The sequence below is a fragment of the Nitrospira defluvii genome (genome assembly GCF_905220995.1).
Classification (GTDB): domain Bacteria; phylum Nitrospirota; class Nitrospiria; order Nitrospirales; family Nitrospiraceae; genus Nitrospira_A; species Nitrospira_A defluvii_C.
On record NZ_CAJNBJ010000004.1, the window covers coordinates 1 to 14,382 of the forward strand.

Below are 14,382 nucleotides of genomic sequence, written 5' to 3' on the forward strand. Positions count from 1 at the left end.
ATTAATCAGACCTTCCCTAGTTCAAGACTGTCCGGCTCTCCGCCTTCTATACGATTTTGGCAAAACATCAGGTGTCAGCGACGTTGAGCTATCCAGAAGAATCGCCCTTGCACTCGAGATCAAACTTGGTTTCATTCACACCCATTACGATCTCAGCGGTCTGGCAGGGATGGAGAACAAATACTTAGTTCCAGACATCGCGCGCATGAACTATCGTCCCTATGAAAATTTGCAATCGTTCTCCATTGCCTTACGTCGATCACGATCAGCCTTTTCTCTCATCGCAAGAATCCGATCAGTATGGGACAAGACTTTTCTATGGGTTGCAATGGTAACTGAGGGAGCGGACCTGGTCCGACGACTTCAGGGACAGCGAAGCAAGCGAAGATTTTTCTTCACGCACTTCGCTGCTGGGTTTGACGATGTAACTCCGGAGATGGTCGCTCTCGCTAGCGATGCACTAACAAAGTTCGAGCAAGACTTTCGGACGCCTGAGTTGCATGGATTCGGTAACATCAGGGGATGGGCCTTTGATTCACCTTCTGATTGGCTTTCGCAACACTCTAGCGATCTTATGGGACATTGGGCCGTCCTTTCGGAGTTTCTCTTTGCTGTTTTTGCTAAAAGCAGCACCCAGTGGTCATCATTTGATTGAGAGTAGTCCACCTGGCCAGCCATTAATGGTTTGCGACATTGCTTGACACATTCAATCAGTCGAGTGGACGTCCCAGAGAATCTTCCTCCCCTATTGCGGAACCCAGTCCTCGGCATTTATTGAGCAGATTTCTTGGTCGGCGGTTGCACTCACACAAAACCAGATACCGTCCTCCTAGCCAAGCGTTCTTACCTCCATGCAGTAGATATGCTGCCGCCTACTCTGCAGTAGAATGGCAGCCCCTGCCCGTGAACATCTACGGGCTAGAAGCACAAGATTACGCCAACACCACCGATATCAACTGAGCCCTCAACTGATCTCGAATAAGGGGGGCCGTCGGTTTGATCCCAGTGGGAATTGCCTCCCCGAAAACGCCAACCTCCTCCGGCCTCTCTCTGCATGTATCGGAACCACCCCGCGTCGAGATTCGGCCAAACCATGGTACAGTGGGAGCTGCGGAGTGATTGGAGGAAATCATGCTACGACGACTATCTGTGGTCCTGCTTTGCTGCGCGGGTCTGACTGCATGCGGGGAAAGCGGTGACAGCGCCGGTTCCGGCCTCAAGCCGGTGGGAGAATGGGCCAAGATCGGCGAGACGGACAGCTACGTCTACTACGCCGATTACGCCAGCATCAAGAAAGCCGATGAAACCGTCGTGATGCTCGACCTGTTCGATTACAAGAGCGCACAGACAGAAGGTGGAAACGCTCCCGCTCTTTCCAAAGCCACACAGCGCGAATACGACTGCCAAAACAAGAAAAGCCAGTCGCTCAAGTCGAGCTGGTTTTCCGGGCAAATGGGAGCCGGCACTATCGTGCGCTCCGGCGGCACCTCGAACCAGTGGTCTGCAGCCACACAGGGCACCGCCACCGGGGGGCTCTTGAAAGCCGCCTGCGGGAGTTCCTAGCCCGACTATCAGATTGGGCCGTCCAAGGCAATCTCCACCGGCGCCTCTGCCCAGATGGCCTTGGCACTCTCCGCCTGCTCCCTACTCCACGCACGACGCGTAGACCTTGGGACAGGTCGGATTGAGCCCACGGGCCTGGCCGTCCGCCGCAGACAGCCCACTCATAAATTCCAACACCTTGGGGTAGTAGTTCGGGGCGCGGGTCCAAAAAATGTAGTTCGCCCGTAACCGGTCTCGCGCAAACGCGAACAACTCGGCGATGGTCGGTACTCTCCCTCGTCCGTCGTGTTGCGTGTTCTCATAGTTGGACTGCATCACCGAGGGCGTCAACGGCACGACGCCGGACAACGGCGCATAAAAATGGTATGCCCCTTTAGGCTTATTCGGACGGTCGAAGTTCAAGCCGGGGTCGTCGATGAACACATCAGGCCCGCCCAACGCCGTCCCGATTGTGCGCATCTGGCCGACAAACGAGGGCAACATCTCGCGCGGATAGTTTACAAACTGATACGTCATCGTGTTCGGGAACGCCGCGCGCATCGCTTGCTGCACACTGAGCAGATTGTCGTACTGTCGCTCGACGTCACGCTTGGACACCGGGACGAGCGGTTGTCCCATCGCAGTTTCGGGAAGACCTATGCCCTCGAAATGCGCATGGCCGTTGAAGCGCTTCCCCAATTCACGAATGAGCGCAACGAGGCGATCACGAACCGCCGGGTTCCAGAGTTTCAGATTATTTCCGCGTGGCGCATCCGTACCGTAACTGCTGAACGGGAACGCCCCTCCCTCATATGTCTCGCTTGCCATGTAGAATGGCACGGGCAACACCTGAGGCTTGAAGGATTTCAGCTCCAACAGCACAATCAGCCGCTTGTTGTGCGGCGCCAGTTCGGCCAATACCCGCTCAATTGCCGTAAAGTCATACTGACCTTCCTCAGGTTCCAACTCCGGCCACTCAACACGCATCTGCAGCCCGCGCAACGCGGGGGTCGCCTGCAGCTCGCGATAGACTTGTGCCATGATCTTCGGGTTGGTCCGCATGAACGACATCGGCGCATAGTAGTGGCCGGGGTGCCATTTCACCGCACCGGGATCCGACACATCCGCAGCCGCGGTCTTTACCGGCCAGATTCCCGTACACGCCATGGCGCAGAGCACCACCAGCAAGATGCGCATGGCGGTGTGATGCCTTGGAATCGCCGCGATCACTCCTGGCCGGCCATTGCTCGCGTCCTGCCCATCATCGTACATCTTGCCTCCCTTCATCACTCCCTTGAGACCAGGGCGTCCTGACTGCAGCCACTTGAGCGGCGGTCGACGAGCGACTATTGTGGCAGTACGGAGGTGATGCCGCCATACCAAGCCGCACGGCTTCGGCGTCGTAGCAATGAGGACGCTCTGTAACCACCGGACAACCGGTCGAGACCAGCGGCGGATGATGAGTCCACTACCAGTCGCCGCATGATATGGTGGGGAAGAGGTGCGGCGCCGAGGAATACTCCAGAGCGCCGCCACGGCAAGACCGCAGTACACGGGAGGGCCGGTCGCAGATTGAGGTACGCCGGCGCCTTCCCGTGAACCGGATGAAGCTGATGAACCCGACCAATCTATTATTAGAGTTCGAGCATTTTCTGGTACGCGCGGAGGAGATCTCCCACGGATAACACCCCGATGATCGTGCCGTCTTCCGTCACCGGCAGGTGGCGAATGCCTTCTTTCTTCATCAGCCGGAGAGCCTCCTTGATGGGCTCGCTGTCTTCGATGGTGATCACCACCTTGCTCATACACGACATCACCGTCGTCGTGTTCGGATCCAACCCCTTGGCCACTGCTTTTCGGCTCAGATCCGTATCCGTAATGATGCCGAGATAACGGGAACCGTCGTCGACGAGCAACGATCCGATGCGCCACTTCTGCAGCAGGCGACCGGCCTCTTTAATGGACGCGCCTTTGTGGACGCTTCGGACCTCGGATGACATGAATTCCGCCACCGTACGGCCGTCGATCCGCTCTCCAAGCGTTCGCCGCCAATCACGGCCGATCCTGGTGCTGCGCTTCAGTTCAAGCTGCGCCAGGCAACTTTCCAGCACCTGCTTGCGTTGATGCAGGCTCTCACGATCGAGATTGTGCGTACCCGCCTCCTGCGCCTCCTCCGGAAGAATCGCCGCCTCGCCAAGCTTGGCGTACTGATACGCCTCCAGTTCCTCCGAGGCCCCACCAAACGCCTCGCTCAGCAGTTCCTCGGCCTGCTCGTCAAATGCCTCCAGCGACGCATTCCCCTTCCGCCGAGATAAGAACGTCTGAAAGGTCGCTAGTGTTCCACGGACATCTTCGATATGCCGGCTGAGCACATCAGCCGGTTCCTGGCTCGACTTGAGTTTCTTGGCCATACTGCCTCCTTGTTGAGCCCAGGAGAATAACTCAAGTCCGAAATCGGCTCAAGCCTTACGCCGAAAAGGGTTGCGGCGTGAGGCCGGGCAGGATGGCAGCCCTCTCATTGTCTGACGCCGGTTTCGCCGCGCTCCCGGCCTTGGGCACGACCTTTCCACGAACCCGATGCATTTTGTCCCGCGTATGATACGGCATCACATTTTCCAGTACCGCCGGAAGCTTGTCGCAGGGCACATCCTCCATGATCTTTATGGCCAACTTCGGATCCGGCCCCGAACGGCCACCGACAAAGATGTCGACAGCATCGACGACTTTGCCGTTCACTCGGGCCTTTTTGCCGAGCAATCCAACATCCGCCACGAGATGATTGCCGCAGCCGGCAGGACAGCCTGACCAATGGACGGTGATCGGCTTGAGGGTATCGCCCAACCTCCGCTCCAGCGTCCGCGCCGTTTCCACGGCCCGGCTTTTGGTTTCAATGACGGCCAGGTTGCAATAGTCGCTGCCGACGCAACTCACCAACCCCTTGTAGAGGGCCGATGGATTGTACGCGAATTGCTTCACCAGCGGCTCTTCCGCCAGTTCACCCACCAGCCGGTCGCTGATATGTGGGATGACGAACGCTTGCGCGGGTGAGAGTCGCACTTCACCTGTCCCATATCGATCCGCCAACCCGGCGATGCCGTGTAGCTCCGCGGCTTTGATCCGTCCCACCAGCACTTTGAGCCCGACATAGTTCATGCCACGTTGCTTTTGGCGGAAGATTCCGATGTGATCGCGCTCCGCCGCCGCTCGAGCATCGACGCCCGCAGCAGGCAGCGCTCGCCCCATCCGCACCTCCACCTCATGACGCAGCCGTGCCTCGCCCCAGGCTTCGACCAGAAATGCGAACCGCGCTTGCGTGCGATTCTCTCGTGGCCCGTGGTCCCGATAGATGTGCAGCAGCGTCCGGCACACGTCAAAGGCCTCCGCCGGATTGACGAACATATCCAACGAACTGGCGATGCGATAGCCGCCGGAGCCCAACTTCCCGCCTACCAGGACGTTGTAGCCGTAACACTTGTCGTGGCCCAAGTCGTGATAGGCCGGCACCAACGCGATGTCTTGCGTCTCCGTGTGGAGACAATTGTCCGCGCAGCCGGTCACCGCGATATTGCACTTGCGCGGCAAATTCGTATAGGCCGCATTTCCCAGCACTTCGTGATTGATCGCGCGCACGATGTCGGTTCCGTCGAGCAGTTCGTTGGGATTCAGACCGGCCACTGGGCACGTCATGATATTCCGCACGCTGTCCATGCCGGTTTGCATCGACGTGAGCCCCACCTCCGTCAGCTTGTCGAACACCGCAGGCACCGCTGCGATCGTGAGATGGCGCACTTGCACTTGTTGCCTGGTCGTCACATCGATCACGCCGTTGCCATGCGCCAGCGCGATGTCCGCCAGTACGTGGAGTTGAGCCGCCGTCGTGTGGCCGCCCGGCATGCGCACCCGCAGCATGAAGTACCCGGGCGTGGGATTCCGCAGGAACAGACCGTACCATTTCAACCGTTGAACATCGTCTTCCGGGATGGCCTCCCACCCAGCTTGCGCATAGTGTGCCAGCCTGTCACGAACCGATAATCCGTCTTGTTCCGACTTGATCGCTTCAATTTTGTTCATCACGCGCCCCCCAATGCGACGGAATAGTCCGGTCCGGATTTCCTCAACACCACCGCGCCCTCCCGACTCAACCGATCCACCACCAGCAAGATCTGTGATGCGCTGAGACCGGACAAGGCCACCAACTCTTCGAAGGACTGAGGCGCCTGTCGCTCGAGCAGCGTCAACACCGCCGTTTCTGCAGTCGTCTTCATGGTGTCCTCCCTTCTGTGGGTGCCGTCTCAGCGGCATCACCCGGTTCGTCAACTAGAACGTTTTGTATTCGAGCCACTTCCCATTGAGCGTGATCTTGCACCGGGCCTCGCCCTGGCTGCCGGTCACCTTTTCCATATCCAAGGTAAAATCAATAGCGCTCATGATCCCGTCACCGAACATTTCATTCGCCATCTCCCGCAGTGAGTCGCCGTAGACCCCGATGACTTCCAATAGGCGATACTTAAATGGATCCGTCGCATTCGGGAAATCGGCCCGGACGGGAAATGCGCTCAGCGAACTGATTTGTTCTTTATCCAAATCCAGCAGCTTCCCCACTTTGCCCGCTTCCTCCGGTGATAGGCGGTGGTTCCCGTTCAACGCCGCGGCGACGAACGTCGGATTCTTCCCGACCGTCTTCGCCACCTCTGCAATCGTGACCTTCTTGTTCAACCGCTGCGTCTTTATCGCCTTGCGTACTGCTGCTTTTTCCATTGTGATCTCCCTTTCGTGATTCGCCCGTGAATGCACGCCGCACCGCGCTTCATTACGATCCTGCCACCGCCGACGCCACCGGTTGAGCCACCGGGGCCGCCGTCGCTTCCGTCACGCGATAGGGGCTCACCATCCAATAGAGACCCCCGACAAACAATCCGCCGCCCACCAGGTTCCCCAGCACGACGAACAGCTGGTTGTACCAAAAAGCCCCCCAACTCACAGCGGCGTCATGCGGCAGAAACAACGCCATGCCCAACAACGATTGATTCGCGATGCTATGCTCGAACCCGGTGCCGATGAATGCGAACAGGCACCAGAAGATCAGGAGAATCTTCGCCGTATCGTTGTTCGTTCGACCCGTCATCCAGACTGCCAGACAGATCAGCCAATTGCAGAGAATGCCCCGCACGAACAGCTCCCAGGCAGGCAGCGACATTTTTACCGAAGCCACTTTCTCGATCAGTTCCGTCGTCGGCCCTTTGGCAAACACGCCCGATTGGACAATGAGCCAGGCCAACCCCAACGAACCTGCCAAATTGCCAATCCAGGACCAGGCATTGAGTTGAATGACTTGCGCCCAGCTGAGACTTCTTGTCAGACCACCGATCGTGCCGATGAGGTTGTTGCCGGTGAACAACTCAGACCCCGCGAAGATCACCAGCGTCAAGGCAATCCCGAACGACACCCCCATCACGAGTTTGACCACCGGAGACGCGACCGCCGCCAACGGTCCCCCCACACTGAAGATCAACGCAATTCCAAACCCGAGATAGATCCCGGCCAAAGCCGAAAGGATGAGATATCCGCCCGGTGACCGTTCGAAAAACGACCACTTCCTTGCTGCCACCCCTGCGATCCGCTCGTGATCCGCTGTATGCATGAGGCTCTCCTTTCGGTGGTCATTGCGCCCGAACAATTTAAAAAAAAAGACGTCCCTATCCCCGCAAGTGGGGGAAAGGACGTCTTTGTCCTGCTTGGCGAGGTTGCTGCAACCTCGCCCGGTGCTGTCAGCCGACTTCAACGTCGGCAAAAACGAAAACGGCGTCCGCCACTCTTGGAAGAATGACGGACGCCATTGTCCGTGTACCGTATATGGAGCAGGTTTACAACCAGGCGCCGTTGCCTGTGCTCACCCGCATTCGGCATGTATACCACCGCCTCAAAGATTCGTCAAGCGCCCTCGACGAAGAGGCGATAGATCTACACGTCGTAGTACAGGAAGAATTCGTACGGGTGCGGCCGCAACCGCATCGTATCGACTTCCTTGGTGCGCTTGTAGCCGATCCAGGCCTCAATGAGGTCCTCGCTGAACACCCCGCCCTTGAGGAGGAACTGATGATCCTTCTCCAAGTGGTTGAGCGCCTCGTCGAGGCTGCCCGGCATCGTGCGGATCTTCGCGGCTTCCTTCGCCTCGAGATCGTACAGGTCCTTCTCCGCTGGCTCTCCGGGATTGATCTTGTTCTCGATCCCGTCCAGGCCGGCCATCAACATCGCAGCAAAAGCCAAATAGGGATTGGCAGCCGGATCTGGGAAGCGCACTTCAATCCGCTTGGCCTTCGGGCTGGGGGAATACATCGGAATCCGAATACCAGCCGACCGGTTGCGGCTCGAATAGGCCAACAACACCGGCGCCTCGAAGCCAGGAGTGAGGCGCTTGTATGAGTTGGTCGATGGGTTGGTGAAGGCGGCCAGCGCGGGCGCATGCTTCAAGATACCGCCAATGTAGTGCAGGCACATCTGCGAGACGCCGGCATATTCCTTCCCGGCAAACAGCGGCTTGCCGTCCTTCCAAATGCTCTGGTGGGTATGCATGCCCGATCCGTTGTCGCCAAAAATCGGCTTCGGCATAAAGGTCACGGTCTTGCCGTGCCGACGCGCGACATTCTTGACGATGTATTTGAACATCATCATCTTGTCGGCGGTTCTCAGCAGGCTGTCGAAGCGAATGTCAATTTCGGCCTGCCCTGCCGTCGCCACTTCGTGATGATGCTTTTCAGTGGCGATGCCTGCCTTTTCCATCTCAAGAATCATTTCGGTGCGGATATCCTGCTGCGTATCCGTCGGCGCCACCGGAAAGTAACCTTCCTTGTGGCGAATCTTTCCACCGAGATTGACCCCCTCCTGCCCCATATTCCACACGCCCTCATCGGAATCAATGTGGTAGTAGGCGCTGTGGTTCGTCTGGTCGTACCGCGCATGATCGAAGATAAAGAATTCAGCTTCCGGTCCCCAGTAGGAGGTGTCGCCGATCTTGGTGCTCTGGAGATATTTCTCCGCCTTCTGGGCGATGAACCGCGGGTCGCGGTCGTACATTTCCCGGGTGATCGGATCGACCACGTTGCCGATAAGGCTCAACGTCGGCACCGAACAAAACGGATCCATGCAGGCGGTCGCCGGGTCCGGCACGAGCAGCATGTCGCTGTTGTTGATCGCCCTCCAGCCGCGAATCGATGACCCGTCGAGCCCGGAGCCGTCCTTGAACAGGCCTTCCGTCAGTTCACTGACCGGAATCGTAAAATGCTGCCAGGTGCCGATCAGGTCCACGAACTTCATGTCCACGACCTGGACCTTGTTCTTCTTTGCAAAATCTAACACCTCACGAACGTTCATTCCCTCCTCCTTTCAACCGCCGATAAAAAAACACCTTCACTCGCCGTCCTTACGCCGCATGAGCCCCAAGAAACACTTCAATCTCATTAAGGATCGACGCCCGGATGGTTTCCAGACGGCCGACCTCTTCCACTTTTTTCCCGTCCATACTGGTCACATAGAACACGTCGGCCACCTGATCCAGCCTGGTGGAAATCCGGGACGCATGCACCGACAACCCTAACTGAAAAATGGCGTTCGTGATAATGTACAGCAATCCCTGCCGATCATCCGCAAAAACATCAAGAATGGTAAAGCGGTCGGATGTCTCGTTGTCGATCCGCACTTCCGCCGGCTGTCTGTGAGCGGGCAACGATCGCCCCAGACTCAACCGGGCTCCACGCCGCATCACCGCCTCGATCGATTGCCGACCGGTCAGCACGTCCGTAATCGTTGCCGCAATCGACTCGCGCCGGTCCATAGGAGGCTCACCCTGGTAATCCGGGTCGGCGACCTGAAAGGTATCCACGACCACACCATCCCTTCGTGTCACAATTTGCGCATCCAGGATCTGCAGCCCGCCCGCCGCCATGACCCCGGCGATCTTTGAGAACAAGCCCGGGATCACATCGTTATGCGCTATGACGGCATATTCACAGGTACCCAGCGGCGCGTTGAATTCCGTTTCGATCACGACGCCGCCCGGTTGCAGACGGCGAATGGCGCCCAGATGGACGGCAATCCGCCTCGGACTCGTGCCGTAGGCATACCGCAGAGGGAATTGTTCGAGTTCTGATCGAATCCAGGCCTTGTCGTTCGGCAGATTTTGGTTGTCCGATGCCTGTGCCACCACGTCATCGGCGATGCGCGCCAACCGCTGCGGCTCATCCGCGGTTTCACGCTCGCCGGAGACCTCCTGCATCGCCCGCAGATACAACTCCACGAGCAAAGACTCTTTCCATTTCGTGAGCACATCCGGACCGACCGCTGCGATGTCCGCAGCCGTCAGCGCCAAGAGTTTTCGCAAGACCTCCGGCGTCCCGACTTCGCGGGCAAAGGGAAGCAGCACCTTCTCGTCATACGGATCGCGACGAAATGCCGTGTGAGCCATCAGCAGGTGGCGATGAACGAGCATCACTAGGGTTCGTGACTCCCGCTCATCGAACCCTAGACGTGCGGCAGTCTCTTCCGCCAACCGCTTCCCGACCTCACTGTGGTCTTCTTCATGGCCTTTTCCCAAATCATGAAGGAGCAGGGCCAAATGCAGCAGGTCCTTCCGCTTAATCTCTCGGTACACGTCCCCTAACACGCCGGGATGCTCGGCCAGGGCCTCGGCCTTCGCCACCGCCAGTAAACTATGCTCGTCGACGGTGTACTTGTGGTACTGATTGAACTGCATCAGCCCACGGACCCGCGAGAAGGCCGGCACGAGTTTCTCCAGCAGATGCGCGCGATGCATTGATTCCAAAGCTTTTGCCGTACCGGGCCCGGCCAGAATCGACAGGAAGGTGCGTCCGGTCTCCGGCGAATGGAACTGCTCGACGGACAGTGTTTCGGCATGCCGGTGAATGTCTTCCAGCAGTGACGGATCGATGCTCAGCTTGCGCGATCGCGCGAGATCAAACAGCGTCAGGAGTAATGCCGGTTTTCCCAACACCTGGGAGCGCGACTCGGCGGGCACCGTCAAGGCTTCGCCGTCGATGGCGAAATATCGCTCGATCCGCTGAGCCGGCAACCACCGCGACACCCGCTGCCACAAGGTTCGACGCCGACATCGTTCGACAAATCGCATCAAGGCCGCATGCAGCCCCATGGTGTGCCGGTAGTACTGCTGCATGAACTGTTCGACGGCCAGCAGATGAGGTCGATCGGTGAAGCCCAACTGGTTCGCCAGCCAGACCTGCTCATCAAAGGTGAGAATTTCCTGTGCCATGCCGGCACGAATGTGGAGAAACGAGCGCACGCGGAGGAGAAACTCCCGCGCCTCTTTGAGCGCACGATAGTCGGCCTGGGACAGAATGCCGCGATCGGACAGTTCCCGGATGGTGGGCGCGTGGAACCGGGCCGAACCAATCCATTGCAACAGGTGCAGATCTCGCAAGCCGCCTTGACTCTTCTTGACGTTCGGCTCCAGAAGATACACCGTCTCGCCGAACTTCTGGTATTCACGCTGACGCTCGGCCACTTTCTGTTCGAGATAGGCATCGAACCCGCTCGACACGACTTTCCGCACATACCGCGCATGAAACTGCTGAAACAGTTCGGGGCTCCCCGCAAGAAACCGGGCCTCCATCATCGAGGTCCGGACCGTGAGATCCGCTAAACCCAAATCGATACAGTCCTGAATAGTCCGTACGCTATGTCCGACCTGGAACCCGCTGTCCCAGAGCGGATGGAGCACCTGTTTCACCAACTCCGGCATCACCTTGGCGGCATCCGGATGAAAGAGAAACATCAGATCGATATCGGAATGCGGCGCCAATTCCCGCCGCCCATACCCTCCGATGGCGACCAGACAGCACTGCTGAAAGCCCACCGTCGTCAGCGCTTCGCCGCCGGCGCGGGCTGCAGTCCGGTAGCGGCCGACAATCAGCCCGTCCACCAAATCCGTCGTAGCCGTCACCACCTCCTCACCCGAGGCACCGGCCAGCAATCGCTGCTGAATCGCCTGGCGTTGTTCGGCCAGCAGTTGGGACACCACCAGTGGGGCCTCGTGCACCATATGCGAATCTGCATTCAAGGCGTGCGACATACGTTAGAGGGCGCTTTCCCCCGTTTCACCCGTCCGAATCCTGACAGCGGAGGTGAGCTCCCGCACGAAGATTTTTCCGTCGCCGATGCTGCCCGTTTTCGCCGCACGCGTGATGGTCTCGAGCACGCGTTGGACCTGCCCATCGTTCACCGCGACTTCGATTTTCACCTTCGGCACGAATTCAATGGTGTACTCCTGGCCGCGGTAGGTTTCCTTATGCCCCTTCTGACGGCCGAAGCCCTTCACTTCCGTGACCGTCATGCCCTGAATCCCGATTTCAAGGAGGGCGTCTTTCACTTCGTCGAGCTTGAACGGTTTGACGATGGCTTCGATTAATTTCATCCTTGCCTCCAGAGGTAGCTGTCAGCTCTCAGCTGCCAGCTCTCAGCTAAAAGAAAGACGCTCCAAGCATCATGCTGAAGGCTGACTGCTGATCGCCGTCGGCTTCACTCATGAGTACGCGCGTTCATTATGTTGGCTCAAATCCAACCCGGTCGCTTCCTCCTCGGACGAAACCCGCAATCCTGTCAGGGCATCAACCAGTTTGAGGATGACAAAGGTAGCGACCAAAGAGAAGACCGTGGTCACGATCACAACCAGGACTTGGACGCCGAAGAACCCAGGACTCCCGAAGAACAATCCATCAGCGCCTCCGGGATTGACGACCTTGCTGGCACAGAGGCCTGTAGCCAGCACCCCGATCACCCCTCCGACTCCGTGGATGCCCACGACGTCAAGCGAGTCATCATAGCCGAATCGCCCCTTCCAGACAATTGCCGCATAGCAGGACATGCCGGCCACCAAGCCGATGCCGATCGCGGATAACGGGCCGATATACCCGGCCGCGGGCGTCACCGTCGCCAGGCCGGCGACCGCACCGCTGGCCACACCCAGGACCGTCGGTTTTCCGCGATGCATCCATTCGGCTCCACACCAGGAAATTGCTCCCATAGCCGCCGCGGCATGGGTGGCGAGAATGGCCGACACCGCAATCCCATTCGCGCCCAACGCACTGCCGCCGTTAAACCCGAACCATCCGAACCAGAGAAACCCGGCCCCCAGGAGGGTCATCGGCAAATTGTGGGGTGCCATATAGTCCGTGCCGTACCCTCGCCGTTTGCCCAAGACAATCGCACAGACCAGAGCCGCCGCGCCGGAACTGATATGAATCACGGCGCCTCCGGCAAAGTCTAACGCCCCCATCTGGGCCAGCCACCCTCCGCCCCAGATCCAATGGGCCAACGGCACATAGACCAGCACCGACCAGAGGGCGCCGAACAGCACGGCCGAGGTAAACCGTTTGCGTTCGGCAAACGCACCGGTGATCAACGCCGGCGCAATGGCCGCAAACATCATCTGAAACAGCATGAAGGCCTGGTGCGGAATCGTCGGCGCGTAACTCGGATGGGGCTGACTGCCGACCCCGCTGAGGCCGATCCAATCCAATCCCCCGATCACCCCGCCCTTGTCCGGCCCGAACGCCAAACTGTAGCCACACAGAATCCACAAGAGGCTGACCACACTCAAAATCATGACGCTCTGCATGATCGTGCCCAGCACGTTCTTCGTGCGCACGAGCCCGCCATAAAACAGCGCCAACCCCGGCATCAGCATCGCCAGCACGAATGCCGACGACACCAGCACCCATGCCGTATCACCACTATCCACCTTGAGCGTTGTCGCGTCCGCCCAGGCTTGCCCGCCTCCGAGCCCCGTGAGCAGGACCAAGCCCGCTGCCGCACCCACGATGACCGTTTTCCGCTGTGCCGATGCCTTCACCATGTCCTCCTTCGGCTGTGCCGCCTGCCCCAAGGCCTCCCCCTTCACGCCGCGAAGGAGGAGGCCAGGACGGGAGCTTAAAACGTCTTCGTGAACTTCAGCTTATAGAAATCTTGATTGTCTGTCAGGTCTTTCCCCGCCGTGAACCGGAAAGCCATGTTGCCCGGCAACTTCATTTCAACGTACGGACCGATCCAGCGGTAATAGTCTTGCGCTGCGCCGGGAGCACTGCTGTCACGCGTGGTCAGCAGATGTTCGTAATGCGCGCCGAGGGACCACATGCTGTTCATGCGCACACCCGCGCTGACCCAGTAGTGGAGAAAGTCCCACGTGCCCCGGCCACCGGTCTGACTGGTGCCCAAGCAATTGGTATCGACGAGCCCGCTGCACCCGGTCGCCCCGCCGCCTCCGCTGCCGCCTTCGCTACGGATTGCCTTGTAGTAGCCCAGATAGAACTCGCCTTCGAAACGATCGTCCACATAGTTCGCGATGATGTTCGGCACCGCACCTTCAAAGGCCGTGGTCCGCTCATTCACACTGCCGCCGCCGTTGGGAAAGAAGCCGCCGCGCGAAGACAGAAGGCTGCCATGCACAAACCCGATCATCGGGGTGACGGACAGGCGTTTGTCGAGGAATGTAAAGTTCAGACCCACGTCCGTTTCGAGCCAGGGCGCATTGTCATGTACGCCCACACCGTTGATCATGGTCCAATAGGTGAAGTTGAAGGCGAGTGCGATGTTATCGGTCAATCCGTAGGTGCCGTATATGGAGGGATTAAACCCGAAAAAACTGTCGGCCTGCATCGCCATGGTCACCGACACGGGGTGTTTGGTCGTATCCATCAGGTCGTCCGTCGTCGCGGCGTGTGCCTCGACGAGCACGCTTCCCGTACCACCCGCCAGCAATGCCAATCCCAACACCCATGCCCGTGCCTTCCGCCCAACCAGCATATTCATGAC

General features: G+C 58.7%; 13 protein-coding genes. 2 read left to right on the plus strand and 11 right to left on the minus strand.

Annotation, left to right across the window (positions count from 1 at the left end):
• Together KJA79_RS09950 and KJA79_RS09955 are read left to right on the plus strand one after the other, a co-directional pair.
• Window positions 1-655: hypothetical protein (locus KJA79_RS09950; RefSeq protein WP_213041895.1), on the plus strand; the 655-nt coding region annotated here is incomplete at its 5' end.
• Window positions 656-1,131: 476 nt separating this feature from the next.
• The gene (locus tag KJA79_RS09955; RefSeq protein ID WP_213041896.1) at window positions 1,132-1,563 is read left to right on the plus strand and encodes a surface-adhesin E family protein; all 432 of its coding nucleotides are present in this window, start codon (window positions 1,132-1,134) and stop codon (window positions 1,561-1,563) included.
• An 81-nt stretch (window positions 1,564-1,644) separates the two neighbouring features.
• Here KJA79_RS09955 and KJA79_RS09960 read toward each other — a convergent pair whose 3' ends face one another.
• The 11 genes from KJA79_RS09960 to KJA79_RS10010 form a co-directional block, all read right to left on the minus strand.
• Window positions 1,645-2,829, minus strand: a complete 1,185-nt coding sequence (locus KJA79_RS09960) for a glycoside hydrolase (RefSeq protein WP_246507553.1) — start codon at window positions 2,827-2,829, stop codon at window positions 1,645-1,647.
• Window positions 2,830-3,176: 347 nt separating this feature from the next.
• Entirely contained in the window at window positions 3,177-3,953 is a 777-nt protein-coding gene (locus KJA79_RS09965) for a CBS domain-containing protein (protein WP_213041897.1), read from the minus strand.
• Window positions 3,954-4,008: 55 nt separating this feature from the next.
• Window positions 4,009-5,613, minus strand: a complete 1,605-nt coding sequence (locus tag KJA79_RS09970) for a ferredoxin--nitrite reductase (RefSeq protein WP_213041898.1) — start codon at window positions 5,611-5,613, stop codon at window positions 4,009-4,011.
• Complete coding sequence (locus KJA79_RS09975) at window positions 5,613-5,807, minus strand: hypothetical protein (protein ID WP_213041899.1); 195 nt, start codon at window positions 5,805-5,807, stop codon at window positions 5,613-5,615. The genes KJA79_RS09970 and KJA79_RS09975 overlap by 1 nt, the downstream gene beginning before the upstream one ends.
• A 52-nt stretch (window positions 5,808-5,859) precedes the next feature.
• Window positions 5,860-6,300 carry a cyanase gene (gene cynS / locus KJA79_RS09980; RefSeq protein ID WP_213041900.1) on the minus strand — a complete coding sequence of 147 codons (441 nt, stop codon included), beginning with the start codon at window positions 6,298-6,300 and terminating at the stop codon, window positions 5,860-5,862.
• A gap of 52 nt (window positions 6,301-6,352) precedes the next feature.
• On the minus strand, window positions 6,353-7,183 hold the full coding sequence (locus KJA79_RS09985) for a formate/nitrite transporter family protein (protein ID WP_213041901.1): 831 nt from the start codon (window positions 7,181-7,183) through the stop codon (window positions 6,353-6,355).
• A gap of 320 nt (window positions 7,184-7,503) precedes the next feature.
• Window positions 7,504-8,913, minus strand: a complete 1,410-nt coding sequence (glnA, locus tag KJA79_RS09990; RefSeq protein ID WP_213041902.1) for a type I glutamate--ammonia ligase — start codon at window positions 8,911-8,913, stop codon at window positions 7,504-7,506.
• Between the two features lie 49 nt (window positions 8,914-8,962).
• Entirely contained in the window at window positions 8,963-11,614 is a 2,652-nt protein-coding gene (gene glnD / locus KJA79_RS09995; RefSeq protein WP_246507555.1) for a [protein-PII] uridylyltransferase, read from the minus strand.
• Window positions 11,615-11,647: 33 nt separating this feature from the next.
• Window positions 11,648-11,986, minus strand: a complete 339-nt coding sequence (locus KJA79_RS10000; RefSeq protein ID WP_213041904.1) for a P-II family nitrogen regulator — start codon at window positions 11,984-11,986, stop codon at window positions 11,648-11,650.
• A 108-nt stretch (window positions 11,987-12,094) separates the two neighbouring features.
• Window positions 12,095-13,426 carry an ammonium transporter gene (locus KJA79_RS10005; RefSeq protein WP_246507557.1) on the minus strand — a complete coding sequence of 444 codons (1,332 nt, stop codon included), beginning with the start codon at window positions 13,424-13,426 and terminating at the stop codon, window positions 12,095-12,097.
• A gap of 74 nt (window positions 13,427-13,500) precedes the next feature.
• A complete protein-coding gene (locus KJA79_RS10010) occupies window positions 13,501-14,379 on the minus strand; it encodes a DUF6733 family protein (protein WP_213041905.1) in 879 nt (292 codons plus the stop codon).
• Window positions 14,380-14,382 lie beyond the last annotated feature (3 nt).